Source organism: Pectobacterium quasiaquaticum (assembly GCF_014946775.2).
GTDB classification, from domain to species: Bacteria; Pseudomonadota; Gammaproteobacteria; order Enterobacterales; family Enterobacteriaceae; genus Pectobacterium; species Pectobacterium aquaticum.
In genome coordinates this window covers 4386789-4400518 of the sequence record NZ_CP065177.1, presented here as the reverse complement: position 1 = coordinate 4400518, position 13730 = coordinate 4386789, and the positions used below count along the sequence as shown (strand labels likewise).

The 13730-nt window shown below is 49.1% G+C and carries 11 protein-coding genes and 2 rRNA genes; 10 read left to right on the top strand and 3 right to left on the bottom strand.

The features are described from left to right. Positions 1 to 196 precede the first annotated feature (196 nt). Together IG609_RS20095 and rrf are read left to right on the top strand one after the other, a co-directional pair. Positions 197 to 3103 (top strand): 23S ribosomal RNA (locus tag IG609_RS20095). Between the two features lie 129 nt (positions 3104 to 3232). After that, positions 3233 to 3348, top strand: a 5S ribosomal RNA gene (gene rrf, locus IG609_RS20090). A gap of 189 nt (positions 3349 to 3537) precedes the next feature. Here the strand turns inward: rrf and mobB are convergent. After that, a complete protein-coding gene (gene mobB / locus IG609_RS20085; RefSeq protein ID WP_193399534.1) occupies positions 3538 to 4059 on the bottom strand; it encodes a molybdopterin-guanine dinucleotide biosynthesis protein MobB in 522 nt (173 codons plus the stop codon). Further along, complete coding sequence (mobA, locus tag IG609_RS20080) at positions 4049 to 4627, bottom strand: molybdenum cofactor guanylyltransferase MobA (RefSeq protein ID WP_193399533.1); 579 nt, start codon at positions 4625 to 4627, stop codon at positions 4049 to 4051. Before mobA ends, mobB begins: the two co-directional genes overlap by 11 nt. Before the next feature lie 210 nt (positions 4628 to 4837). Between mobA and IG609_RS20075 the strand changes: the two genes are divergently transcribed. From IG609_RS20075 to spfP, 5 genes are all read left to right on the top strand, one after another. Then, positions 4838 to 5107 carry a YihD family protein gene (locus tag IG609_RS20075; protein WP_005968263.1) on the top strand — a complete coding sequence of 90 codons (270 nt, stop codon included), beginning with the start codon at positions 4838 to 4840 and terminating at the stop codon, positions 5105 to 5107. A gap of 78 nt (positions 5108 to 5185) precedes the next feature. Next, the gene (locus tag IG609_RS20070; protein WP_193399532.1) at positions 5186 to 6172 is read left to right on the top strand and encodes a serine/threonine protein kinase; all 987 of its coding nucleotides are present in this window, start codon (positions 5186 to 5188) and stop codon (positions 6170 to 6172) included. A 24-nt stretch (positions 6173 to 6196) separates the two neighbouring features. Further along, on the top strand, positions 6197 to 6820 hold the full coding sequence (gene dsbA, locus IG609_RS20065) for a thiol:disulfide interchange protein DsbA (protein ID WP_193399531.1): 624 nt from the start codon (positions 6197 to 6199) through the stop codon (positions 6818 to 6820). 378 nt (positions 6821 to 7198) lie between these two features. Then, positions 7199 to 9988, top strand: a complete 2790-nt coding sequence (gene polA, locus IG609_RS20060; RefSeq protein ID WP_193399530.1) for a DNA polymerase I — start codon at positions 7199 to 7201, stop codon at positions 9986 to 9988. Positions 9989 to 10150: 162 nt separating this feature from the next. Continuing rightward, a complete protein-coding gene (spfP, locus tag IG609_RS20720) occupies positions 10151 to 10198 on the top strand; it encodes a small protein SpfP (protein WP_071892919.1) in 48 nt (15 codons plus the stop codon). A gap of 206 nt (positions 10199 to 10404) precedes the next feature. Here the strand turns inward: spfP and yihA are convergent, their stop codons facing one another. Continuing rightward, positions 10405 to 11040 (bottom strand): ribosome biogenesis GTP-binding protein YihA/YsxC, encoded by a 636-nt coding sequence (gene yihA, locus IG609_RS20055; RefSeq protein ID WP_029367904.1) that lies wholly within the window; start codon positions 11038 to 11040, stop codon positions 10405 to 10407. 203 nt (positions 11041 to 11243) lie between these two features. On the opposite strand from yihA, the gene yihI reads away from it, so the two are divergent. The 3 genes from yihI to hemN all read left to right on the top strand — a co-directional run bounded on the left by yihI (position 11244) and on the right by hemN (position 13571). Then, on the top strand, positions 11244 to 11798 hold the full coding sequence (gene yihI, locus IG609_RS20050) for a Der GTPase-activating protein YihI (protein WP_039510244.1): 555 nt from the start codon (positions 11244 to 11246) through the stop codon (positions 11796 to 11798). Positions 11799 to 11801: 3 nt separating this feature from the next. Beyond that, complete coding sequence (locus IG609_RS20045; RefSeq protein WP_164669126.1) at positions 11802 to 11978, top strand: hypothetical protein; 177 nt, start codon at positions 11802 to 11804, stop codon at positions 11976 to 11978. Positions 11979 to 12197: 219 nt separating this feature from the next. Beyond that, positions 12198 to 13571 carry an oxygen-independent coproporphyrinogen III oxidase gene (hemN, locus tag IG609_RS20040; protein ID WP_193399529.1) on the top strand — a complete coding sequence of 458 codons (1374 nt, stop codon included), beginning with the start codon at positions 12198 to 12200 and terminating at the stop codon, positions 13569 to 13571. Positions 13572 to 13730: the final 159 nt, after the last annotated feature.

Sequence of the window (13730 nt, the reverse complement as noted above, 5' to 3'; positions counted from 1 at the left end):
CAGAGTGTACCTGTTAGGGTGCACTGCGACGTTTTGCTCTTTAACAATCTGGAACAAGCTGAAAATTGAAACATGACAGCTGAACATGCATGACAGCCTTCGGGTGTGTCGTGGTGAGTCAGTCTGTCAATGAGTCTCTCAAATAATCGCAGCGCGACAGTGACTTTGATTTATCAAAGACATCTTCGGGTTGTGAGGTTAAGCGACTAAGCGTACACGGTGGATGCCTAGGCAGTCAGAGGCGATGAAGGGCGTGCTAATCTGCGATAAGCGTCGGTAAGCTGATATGAAGCGTTATACCCGACGATACCCGAATGGGGAAACCCAGTGTGTTTCGACACACTATCATTATGTGAATACATAGCATAATGAGGCGAACCGGGGGAACTGAAACATCTCAGTACCCCGAGGAAAAGAAATCAACCGAGATTCCCCCAGTAGCGGCGAGCGAACGGGGAGGAGCCCAGAACCTGAATCAGTTTGTGTGTTAGTGGAAGCGTCTGGAAAGTCGCACAGTAAAGGGTGATAGTCCCGTACACAAAAATGCACAAGGTGTGAGTTCGATGAGTAGGGCGGGACACGTGACATCCTGTCTGAATATGGGGGGACCATCCTCCAAGGCTAAATACTCCTGACTGACCGATAGTGAACCAGTACCGTGAGGGAAAGGCGAAAAGAACCCCGGCGAGGGGAGTGAAATAGAACCTGAAACCGTGTACGTACAAGCAGTGGGAGCCTACTCGTTAGGTGACTGCGTACCTTTTGTATAATGGGTCAGCGACTTATATTCTGTAGCAAGGTTAACCGAATAGGGGAGCCGCAGGGAAACCGAGTCTTAACTGGGCGTTAAGTTGCAGGGTATAGACCCGAAACCCGGTGATCTAGCCATGGGCAGGTTGAAGGTTGGGTAACACTAACTGGAGGACCGAACCGACTAATGTTGAAAAATTAGCGGATGACTTGTGGCTGGGGGTGAAAGGCCAATCAAACCGGGAGATAGCTGGTTCTCCCCGAAAGCTATTTAGGTAGCGCCTCGTGAACTCATCTTCGGGGGTAGAGCACTGTTTCGGCTAGGGGGTCATCCCGACTTACCAACCCGATGCAAACTCCGAATACCGAAGAATGTTATCACGGGAGACACACGGCGGGTGCTAACGTTCGTCGTGAAGAGGGAAACAACCCAGACCGCCAGCTAAGGTCCCAAAGTCATGGTTAAGTGGGAAACGATGTGGGAAGGCATAGACAGCCAGGATGTTGGCTTAGAAGCAGCCATCATTTAAAGAAAGCGTAATAGCTCACTGGTCGAGTCGGCCTGCGCGGAAGATGTAACGGGGCTAAACCATGCACCGAAGCTGCGGCAGCGACACTTAGGTGTTGTTGGGTAGGGGAGCGTTCTGTAAGCCGTCGAAGGTGGCCTGTGAGGGCTGCTGGAGGTATCAGAAGTGCGAATGCTGACATAAGTAACGATAATGCGGGTGAAAAACCCGCACGCCGGAAGACCAAGGGTTCCTGTCCAACGTTAATCGGGGCAGGGTGAGTCGACCCCTAAGGCGAGGCTGAAAAGCGTAGTCGATGGGAAACAGGTTAATATTCCTGTACTCGGTGTTACTGCGAAGGGGGGACGGAGAAAGCTAGGTTATCCGGGCGACGGTTGTCCCGGTTTAAGCGTGAAGGTGGATGACCTTGGTAAATCCGGGTCGTCATTAACACTGAGGCGTGATGACGAGTCACTACGGTGATGAAGTAACCGATGCTACGCTTCCAGGAAAAGCCTCTAAGCTCCAGGTAACATCAAATCGTACCCCAAACCGACACAGGTGGTCAGGTAGAGAATACTCAGGCGCTTGAGAGAACTCGGGTGAAGGAACTAGGCAAAATGGTGCCGTAACTTCGGGAGAAGGCACGCTGATGGTAAGTGAAGTGACGTGCTCACGGAGCTGAAATCAGTCGAAGATACCAGCTGGCTGCAACTGTTTAATAAAAACACAGCACTGTGCAAACACGAAAGTGGACGTATACGGTGTGACGCCTGCCCGGTGCCGGAAGGTTAATTGATGGGGTCAGCCGCAAGGCGAAGCTCTTGATCGAAGCCCCGGTAAACGGCGGCCGTAACTATAACGGTCCTAAGGTAGCGAAATTCCTTGTCGGGTAAGTTCCGACCTGCACGAATGGCGTAATGATGGCCAGGCTGTCTCCACCCGAGACTCAGTGAAATTGAACTCGCTGTGAAGATGCAGTGTACCCGCGGCAAGACGGAAAGACCCCGTGAACCTTTACTATAGCTTGACACTGAACCTTGAGCCTTGATGTGTAGGATAGGTGGGAGGCTTTGAAGCGTGGACGCCAGTCTGCGTGGAGCCGACCTTGAAATACCACCCTTTAATGTTTGATGTTCTAACGTGGGCCCGTAATCCGGGTTGCGGACAGTGTCTGGTGGGTAGTTTGACTGGGGCGGTCTCCTCCCAAAGCGTAACGGAGGAGCACGAAGGTTAGCTAATCCTGGTCGGACATCAGGAGGTTAGTGCAAAGGCATAAGCTAGCTTGACTGCGAGAGTGACAGCTCGAGCAGGTGCGAAAGCAGGTCTTAGTGATCCGGTGGTTCTGAATGGAAGGGCCATCGCTCAACGGATAAAAGGTACTCCGGGGATAACAGGCTGATACCGCCCAAGAGTTCATATCGACGGCGGTGTTTGGCACCTCGATGTCGGCTCATCACATCCTGGGGCTGAAGTAGGTCCCAAGGGTATGGCTGTTCGCCATTTAAAGTGGTACGCGAGCTGGGTTTAGAACGTCGTGAGACAGTTCGGTCCCTATCTGCCGTGGGCGTTGGAAGATTGAGAGGGGTTGCTCCTAGTACGAGAGGACCGGAGTGAACGCACCACTGGTGTTCGGGTTGTGATGCCAATTGCATTGCCCGGTAGCTAAGTGCGGAAGAGATAACCGCTGAAAGCATCTAAGCGGGAAACTTGCCTCGAGATGAGTCTTCCCTGGGCACTAGATGCCCCTGAAGGGCCGTTGAAGACGACGACGTAGATAGGCTGGGTGTGTAAGCGTAGCGATACGTTGAGCTAACCAGTACTAATGACCCGAGAGGCTTAACCTTACAACACCGAAGGTGTTTTAAAGACTCATAGAGAACGATATTCAGCTTGTTCAGAGATTGGTTCTGGTGGTTACGGAGATGACAAAGAGAAAGTCATGTAAAGTAACGGCTGGAATGAAACAGAATTTGCCTGGCGGCGATAGCGCGGTGGTCCCACCTGACCCCATGCCGAACTCAGAAGTGAAACGCCGTAGCGCCGATGGTAGTGTGGGGCTTCCCCATGTGAGAGTAGGGAACTGCCAGGCATCAAATAAGTGAAAGCCCCTGTCGAAAGACAGGGGCTTTTTGCTATGGGAATTGGGTGGATTTACAAAAATCTGGAGATCACATGATGGATACAGCGCATGGGGAGGGTTTAGTTTTTTTGGGTTCAGAAGCCCATTTTCTGCCAGACATTATCCAATGGTTCAGTGTGAGCGGTAGTTTATTCCGCACTACAAACGGTTATTTTTGAGCCATTGTCGGATAAAAGCAGCAACCTGTTCTGGTTGATTGATATCGAGCACAGGAAGTTGGGCGTCTATCTCAGTATCCGCTGCAATCGCAATGACATATTCATCGATCAAATCACTTAATTCTCTACCCAACGATTGGCGAAACAAGGCTATTTTAGCGATCTTCTCGTGTTTGAACCCCTCAACCAGCACTAGATCGAGAGCTGATGCATCCATTTTCCCTGCTAGATCGTAAATATTGGGTTCTTCCTGATCAGGCGTCTCGGTCATCAGCGCCCATCTTTGGCTGCTGGCAACAATAGTTTGTGCTGCGCCTGCCTTACGTAGCTCATAGCTATCTTTACCTGGCGTATCAATATCCATCTGATGATGCGTATGTTTAATGAGTCCTACTCGAATACCATGATTAGTCAGTAGCGGGATGACGTGTTTAAATAATGTCGTTTTACCCGTACCGCTATAAGCAGTAATAGCGAGCAAAGGGACACGATTACGATTCACGGTGTTGCTCCTCCCAATTGGATAAATCTTCAGGCGAATTCATATTGCGAAAAGCTTCAGGCTGATCGCTAAATGAAACGGCGTTTGCTCCAACCTGTTCCATAAATAGCATCAGCTTACGGTTTCCGAGATGCAGATAGGTCTCTAGTGATTCAATAAGGTTTTTATTGATTAAGAGTAATGTGGGATGTGGCCGTTCTCCATCAGTGGCATAAGCCGCATTGGCTTCCCCACGTGCTTGCCACAAGCGGTTTACCAGATCGCAAGGGAGCGCTGGGACATCGCAAGGAACGAATGCAACCCATTCGGATGGAGAGGCATGTAATCCACTCAGAATACCCGCCAGCGGGCCTGGAAAGCTTGTATCAAAGTCACTAATAATGCGGCAGCCACTTTGCGCATACACAGCCTGATTGCGGTTAGCGCTGATCATGACCTCATCGACCTGTGCTTTAAGCCGAGACAGAACGTGCTGGTATAGTGGCACACCGTTCAGTACTACCAGACCTTTATCGTGCCCGCCCATGCGTGTTGCCCGTCCGCCTGCGAGAATAACGCCTGTAATCATTTCACTTTCCAATTATCGATACCCACTTTCCTCTACCGAAAGTTTGTGGGGCTAAACCATACGCTATTCTCTGAAAACTTTCGCAGAAGACCAAGTTCTTTCCTCATGTGAGCAAGGCTGTTATTTTTATCGCTATATACTAAATAGCGTTCAAGTCGCTTCCTGCATATTGAAATTTATTGAGTACAAATCGTTTTTAAGGAGAAAAAAATGAAATGTCATCGTGTTAATGAGTTGATTGAACTGTTGCACCCAGCCTGGCAAAAAGAGCCCGATTTAAATCTGGTGCAATTTTTACAAAACCTTGCACAGGAGGCGGGGTTTGAGGGGCAGTTAAATGAACTGACTGATGATATCCTTATTTACCATCTAAAAATGCGTGATGCAGATAAAGAACAAGTCATCCCCGGTTTGAAGAAGGACTACGAAGAAGATTTTAAGACAGCTTTGCTTCGTGCCCGGGGAGTTATTAAAGACTAGTGGAAAGGAATAACACGTTCATGATGCTAACTATTGCACGCATACCTCTTACGTTGCCTCTAACCATTTGTGGCCGTGATGAATAGTTCGATATTTAATTTTCAGACGCTATTCCCAGATCTGATCGTGGATGCCTTGCTGGATGTTGGGCTGCGCGTTGATTCTGGTTTGACGGCATTAAACAGTTATGAGAATCGGGTGTATCAGTTTGCGGATGAAGATCGTAAACGATTTGTGGTGAAATTTTATCGTCCGGAACGGTGGAGCGCGGTGCAGATTCAGGAGGAGCATACTTTTGCCCAGCAATTGGCAGAAGATGAAGTCCCTGTTGTCGCGCCCGTCTCGCTTAATGGGCAAACGTTGAACGTCTATGAAGGGTTTCATTTTGCTGTATTCCCCAGCGTGGGTGGGCGGCAGTATGAAATGGATAATGAAGACCAGCTAGAGTGGGTCGGTCGTTTTCTCGGCCGGATTCACCAGACGGGGCAGAAATCGTTATTCACCGAGCGTCCGACGATAGGGGTAAATGAATATCTGCATGAATCTTATCGGTTGTTGGAGACATGTCCGCTAATACCGAAAATACATCGACATGATTTTTTACAAGCGACCCGTCAACTGATTGATACAGTTGAAACTTATTGGCATAACGACTGGCGGCCACTGCGTCTGCATGGGGATTGTCATCCAGGCAATATTTTGTGGCGTGATGGTCCGCTATTTGTGGATTTGGATGATGCCCGCAATGGTCCAGCAATTCAGGATTTATGGATGCTGTTGCATGGTGACCGTCGTGAACAACGTATTCAACTGGATATCTTGTTAGAAGCCTATAGCGAATTTGCGGAATTTCAGGAGAAAGAGCTCGCGCTGATTGAGCCTCTTCGCGCGATGCGGCAGGTTTATTATCTGGCTTGGGTTGCCCGGCGCTGGGAAGACCCCGCGTTTCCGAAAAATTTCCCCTGGATGACGGATGCTGATTTCTGGTTGAAGCAAACGGCAATATTTATTGGGCAAACTCAGCTGTTGCAGGAACCTCCTCTACAGCTAATGCCAATGTACTGAAATTAAATGGAGAGAGTGAAATTTATGAAAAAATTATGGCTTGCGCTGATGGGCGTTGTTCTGGCATTTAGTGCTTCTGCTGCAGAGTTTTCTGACGGCAAACAATATGTAGAATTAGATAAACCTGCAACCCAAGAGTCTCAGGTTCTTGAGTTCTTCTCATTCTATTGCCCGCACTGCTATCAATTTGAACAGGTTTACCACGTTCCAGATGCAGTAAAAAAAGCGTTGCCAGAAGGTACGAAGATGACACGTTATCACGTGGACTTCCTGGGCCCATTGGGTAAAAACCTGACGCAGGCATGGGCTGTTGCTATGGCGCTGGGCGTTGAAGATAAAATTACCCCGCTGATGTTTGATGCCGTTCAGAAAACACAGACCGTACAAAAACCGGAAGATATTCGCGAAGTCTTTGTGAAAGCTGGCGTGAGTGCGGAAGAATTTGATGGTGCTCTGAATAGCTTTGTTGTGAAATCTTTGGTTGCCCAGCAGGAAAAAGCGGCGGCAGATTTACAATTACGTGGTGTTCCAGCCATGTTCGTTAACGGTAAATATATGATCAAGAATGATGGTCTTGATACCAGTTCAATGGATGGGTATGTAAAACAGTACGCTGACGTGGTGAAGTTCCTCATTGCCAAGAAGTAATTATTTAATAAGTCATGCGGGTAAAACCGCATGACTTTATACCTTACCGTGGTTCATCTTCTTATCTTTTATATCTCATCATCTCGCAATATCTATTTATCTGTTTGTTTATATCCACAAATTGGATGACGGTTTATCACGCCTTAAAAATAAACAGCTTATATTATAACTTCATGAAATTAAGGGATATAAAAAAATAACTTAAGATAATAGGGGAAATTAACAATTAAGCGGATAAAACTATTCACAAAGTTATCCACAGGAAGATCTTGCGAGGATCCATGCAAAATCAGCCAATACCTCACGTTAAGGATCGTCTCTTTCCCTGACCTATGGCATGCTTAGCGCTATGACAGACCACAACGATCATGGCAGGCTATGGCTCAGATTGCAGAAAATCCTTTAATACTGGTAGACGGTTCATCCTATTTGTATCGTGCTTATCACGCTTTCCCACCGTTAACAAACAGCGCGGGAGAAGCCACCGGTGCAATGTATGGCGTACTGAATATGCTACGCAGTTTGCTGTTGCAATATCAGCCCAGCCACGTTGCCGTCGTTTTTGATGCGAAAGGAAAAACGTTTCGCGATGAACTATTCGAAAATTATAAGGCTCACCGTCCACCGATGCCGGAGGATCTACGCGAGCAAATAGAGCCTCTGCATAAGATGGTGAAAGCAATGGGGCTGCCGCTTCTGGCGGTTTCCGGCGTAGAGGCGGACGATGTGATTGGGACGCTCGCCGTTCAGGCGGAAAAAGCGGGTAAGTCGGTGCTGATTAGTACCGGCGATAAAGATATGGCGCAGCTGGTGACGCCGAGCGTGACGCTTATTAATACCATGAATAATTCGATTCTTGGCCCACAGGAAGTGTGTGATAAGTACGGTATTCCTCCTGATCTGATTATCGATTTCCTCGCGCTGATGGGGGATGCATCAGATAACATTCCCGGTGTACCTGGCGTGGGTGAAAAAACGGCTCAAGCGCTATTGCAAGGGCTCGGCGGGCTGGATTCGCTCTATGCCAATCTTGATAAAATTGCCGGGCTTTCCTTCCGTGGTGCGAAGACCATGGCGCCGAAGCTGGAACAGCACAAAGACGTGGCCTACCTCTCTTATCAGCTAGCCACCATTAAAACGGATGTCGAGCTGGAGCTTAGCTGCGATCAGCTCACCGTTAACGAGCTGGATGTGGATGAACTGCATCGTCTCTTTTCCCGTTATGAATTTAAACGCTGGTTATCAGATATTGAATCCGGTACCTGGATGCAGGGTAAAAAGAGCAGCCAGCCTGTCCAGGCTGTCAGTAACGCGGTGGTTGAGCAAGTTGCTGAAGAAGATAATGCGCCTACACTTTCTGCCGAAGGCTATGTCACGATTCTTGATGAAAAAACGCTGCTCGATTGGGTTGAGCGTTTAAAACAGGCTGAAGTTTTCGCTTTTGATACGGAAACCGACGGGCTGGATACACTCACCGCTAATCTGATTGGGCTGTCATTCGCAATTAAGCCGGGTGAAGCCGCTTATTTGCCGCTGGCGCATGACTATCTGGATGCGCCGGAACAGTTGGATCGCACCAAGGTGTTGGCCTTGTTCAAACCGCTGCTGGAAGATGAGAAGCTGCTTAAGATTGGTCAGAATCTCAAATTTGATAAAGGCGTGATGCAGCGGTATGACATCGATTTACGCGGCATCGCGTTTGATACCATGCTGGAATCTTATGTGCTCGACAGCGTCGCGGGCCGCCACGATATGGATAGCCTGGCCGAACGCTATCTGAGCCACAAAACCATTACCTTCGAAGAGATCGCGGGTAAGGGAAAAAATCAGCTGACGTTTAATCAGATTGCGCTGGAACAGGCTGGTCCTTATGCAGCTGAAGATGCGGACGTTACGCTGCATCTACACCAGAAGCTCTGGGGGAAACTCCAGCCGCATGCCGATCTGTGCCAGGTTTTCCAGACTATTGATATGCCGCTGGTGCCGGTTTTATCCCGCATCGAGCGTACAGGTGTACTGATCGATCCTGCTATTCTCGCGGAACATTCAAAAGAGCTCACAATCCGTCTGGCAGAGCTGGAAACACAAGCCTATGAGCTGGCGGGCGAAGAGTTCAATCTCTCATCGACCAAGCAGCTACAGGGTATTCTGTATGAAAAACAAAAGCTGCCGATTCTGAAGAAAACGCCAAAAGGCGCACCGTCAACCAATGAGGAAGTGCTGGCTGAACTGGCGCTGGATTACCCTCTGCCGAAGTTGATCCTGGAATATCGTGGGTTGGCCAAGCTGAAATCTACTTACACCGATAAGCTGCCGCTGATGATCAATCCGGCGACGAAGCGTGTTCATACGTCTTATCATCAGGCTGTTACCGCGACCGGGCGTTTGTCTTCCAGCGATCCGAACCTGCAAAATATCCCAGTGCGTAATGACGAAGGGCGCCGTATTCGTCAGGCATTCATTGCACCGAAGGGCTACAGCATTGTTGCGGCGGACTACTCGCAAATCGAACTGCGTATCATGGCGCACTTATCCGGTGATAAAGGGCTGTTGAACGCGTTTGCTAACGGGCTGGATATCCACCGGGCAACGGCGTCAGAAGTGTTTGGCATCGCCTTGGATAAGGTGACATCAGAACAGCGCCGCAGTGCGAAAGCGATCAACTTTGGTCTGATCTACGGCATGAGCGCATTTGGTCTGTCGCGTCAGTTGAATATTCCCCGTAGCGAATCGCAGAAATACATGAACCTGTATTTTGAGCGTTACCCAGGTGTGCAGGATTACATGGAGCGTACGCGCCAACAGGCCGCAGAGCATGGCTATGTGTCCACGCTTGACGGTCGCCGTCTCTATCTGCCTGATATCCATTCTCGTAATGCGATGGCGCGTAAAGGCGCAGAACGTGCGGCGATTAACGCCCCAATGCAGGGCACCGCTGCTGATATTATTAAGAAAGCAATGATCGCGATTGACGATTGGCTACAGAAAGACACGCCGAAGGTGAAGATGATCATGCAGGTTCACGATGAATTGGTTTTCGAGATTCATGATTCGGTTATTGAAGAATCCATTAGTAAAATCAAAGCATTAATGGAAGGTTGTATGCAATTGAATGTTCCGTTACAGGTAGACATCGGTACGGGCATGAACTGGGATGAAGCACATTAATGGCCGATTCTTGCGCTATTTCTGTAATTAAATAACAGTATTGTGTGACCTGGTTTAACTTTGTGTAATCGATAACCATTTTCTATGAAAGTAAACAACAAAAAAGCCTTTGTTCCCGTGAAAAAATAGGGTAGAGTTAAAGACGTAGGGTACAGAGGTAAGATGTTCTATCTTTCAGACCTTTTACTTCACGTAATCGGATTTGGCTGAATATTAGCCGCCCCGCTCAGTTTTGAGCGGGGCGTTTTTTATGGGCTTTATCTAGGATATTTACCCTCAAAACGCCGGTAGCCGTGTAGCAGACAGCAACATGTCAACACGGTTACGCGTGTGAAAATAACGTTTCTGGTGGGTGATCATTGCGGGAAAGTAGGGGGCGTGATGCGAGTGATGATACTCTACACCACGCGAAAGGATTACTCTGCTTCTTGTTCTTCTTCAGCGTGTTCCAACGTGCTGAACCAGTTATCCAATTTCTGCCGTAGTTTATCGACGCCGAGCTTTTTCAGTGACGAAAATGCTTCGACCTGAATATCACCCATAAATGGTAAGACTGCCTCGCGAACCATGTTCAACTGTGTCTTACGCGCGCCTGAAGCCAGCTTATCGGCCTTGGTCAGCAGCACTAAGACTGGAAGCTGGACATCAACTGCCCACTGAATCATTTGCTGATCGAGATCTTTCAGCGGATGGCGAATATCCATCAGCACAACCAGACCTTTAAGGCTGTTGCGCTTTTGCAGGTATTCACCGAGCGCACGTTGCCATTTGATCTTCATTTGCTCCGGCACTTCGGCATAGCCATAGCCGGGAAGGTCGACCAAACGCACGCCGTCTACCACCTGAAACAGGTTAATCAACTGAGTACGGCCTGGCGTTTTACTGGTTCGTGCCAGGTTTTTCTGGTTGGTCAGCGTGTTCAGTGCGCTGGATTTTCCGGCATTAGAGCGCCCAGCAAAGGCCACTTCAATACCGCTATCTGTTGCCAGATGGCGAATATCCGGGGCGCTGATGATAAAACGCGTCATGTGGTAGTTATATTGCTGGGTCACGATGGTTATCTCTATCTGGATCTCTGTCTGGTTGGGGATTATACCTGTAACTGACAATAAAGGCGGCTTTATCTGTCGTGAAATGCAGCAGACTGATGCGAAAAGAAAAGCTCAGCTGTCTGATGTGGACGCTTTTTTATTCGCGGGCTTTCTGCTAGATTCCGCCGCACTTCCCTTATATCTGTGTACCTGAGAACAATATTATGAACCGACCTGTCAAAGGGGCTGCCGATAAGGCAGGGAAACCCAAAGTAAAAAGAAAGACCCGCGAAGAGCTGGAGCGTGAAGCGCGCGAGCGGAAAAAAGATAAAAAGCACCGTGGCAACGCGTCGGGCAGCCGAACTCAGGAAAAAGCCTCTACAGATCAGCGTTCTGGTCAGCGTAAAGTTGCCGATCCGCGTATCGGCAGCAAAAAACCTGTACAGCTTGGCGTGTTAGACAGCGCTGTGGCTAAACCTAAGCCTAAATCGAAGCCTTCTGAGCCTGTGGAGAAAGTCGTTGCTGCGAAGCCGACAATGTCGCCGGAAGAAGAGCTGGAAATGTTAGAAAACGATGCGCGCCTGGATGCTTTGTTGGATCGTCTGGATAGCGGCGAGACGCTAAGCGCTAAAGATCAGTCATGGGTTGATGAAACGCTGGATCGTATCGACATCCTGATGGAAGAGCTTGGAATTGAGCTGGGTGATGATGACGAAGAAGAGCCGCAGGAAGATATGTTGCAGCTTTTGAAACGTAATAACCCGAAAGACACGTTCTAATCAATGAAATGGCTGTTTCTGTTCCTGATATTGCTGGTTGCGTTTTATCTGCTCTGTCTGTTCAGTAAACTATGGCTATTGTCGAAGCGTAAGCACCGGTTGCACCGCGCCCTGTTTAATGGGCGCATGAATCAGGTGCGACGCCTACGCCCAAGACAAAAACGCCGGGAGCGTTTTTGAACGTCACAACGTGACGGCCCTTAGGGCGAGTCTCAGGGATGAGACGAGTAACAAAACGCCGGGAGCGTTTTTGAACGTCACAACGTGACGGCCCTTAGGGCGAGTCTCAGGGATGAGACGAGTAACAAAACGTAGGAAACGCTTTTGAACGCCATTTTTGGTGATCTGAAGGAGGGGAAGGATAACCCACCGAGTAAAAACTGGAAGGAGTGAGCGAATATGTCGATACCGTCCGTTGACTGGGATCTGGCCCTGATTCAAAAATATAACTATTCTGGGCCGCGTTATACGTCTTATCCCACAGCGTTAGAATTCAGCGAAGCTTACGATGAGCCAGCGTTTCAGCAGGCCATTACCCGTTATCCGCAGCGACCGCTGTCGCTGTATATCCACATCCCTTTTTGCCATCGGCTGTGCTATTTCTGCGGCTGTAATAAGCTGGTTACGCGTCAGCAGCATAAAGCGGATGAATACCTTGATGTGCTGGAACTGGAAATCCGCCAGCGTGCGCCGCTGTTCGTTGGGCGAACGGTGACGCAATTGCATTGGGGTGGCGGTACACCAACCTATCTGAATAAAGTACAAATCAGCCGACTGATGTCGCTGCTGCGCGAGCAGTTCTCTTTTTCCGATCAGGCTGAGCTGTCGCTTGAAGTCGATCCGCGAGAAATTGAGCTGGACGTCCTCGATCATCTGCGGGCTGAAGGGTTCAACCGCCTGAGCATGGGCGTGCAGGATTTTAATAAAGACGTGCAGAAGCTGGTCAATCGTGAGCAGGATGAAGACTTTATTTTTGCCCTTATTGAACGGGCAAAGGCGCTGGGTTTCACTTCAACCAATATCGATTTGATTTACGGCCTGCCGAAACAAACGCCGGAAAGCTTCGCCTTTACGCTACAGCGCGTTGCGGAATTAAGCCCGCATCGACTTAGCGTCTTTAACTATGCGCATTTACCCAGCCTGTTCGCCGCGCAGCGCAAGATTAAAGAAGCGGATTTGCCGAGCGCGGAGCAAAAGCTGGATATTCTGCAACAGACGATTGGGTCGCTGACGCAATCGGGCTATCAGTTTATCGGTATGGATCACTTTGCTCGCCCGGACGATGAGCTGGCGGTGGCGCAGCGAGAAGGGAAACTGCATCGCAATTTCCAGGGCTATACGACGCAGGGCGATAGCGATCTGCTTGGAATGGGCGTTTCGGCGATTAGTATGATCGGTGATAGCTATGCTCAGAACCAGAAAGAGCTGAAGCAGTATTATGCGCAGGTCAAGGACCAAGGGAATGGCTTGTGGCGTGGGTTACAGCTGACGCGTGATGACTGCCTCCGCCGCGATGTGATTAAGACGCTCATTTGTAATTTCCAGCTCAGCTATTCGCCCATTGAGGCGGAATATGCTATCGATTTTAAAACCTACTTTGAGCAGGATTTAGCACTGCTTGCTCCGCTGGTGGCCGACGGGCTGGTCGAGAGTCAGGAAGACGGGCTGGTGGTGACGCCGAAAGGACGTTTGCTGATCCGCAATATCTGTATGTGCTTTGACGTTTATCTACGTAGCAAGCTCAGAACACAGCAATTTTCCCGCGTGATTTAGTCAAAAAAACAGCCAGTCGATGTTAGTACCGACTGGCTGTTCTCAAACGTTTATAGCCGTCATACTTCAAGTTGCAGGTGTGTTGGCTGCGTTCACTCACCCGAATCACTTACCTGAGTAAGCTCATCGGGATTCCTTCTCTTGCCGCCTTCCTGAAAC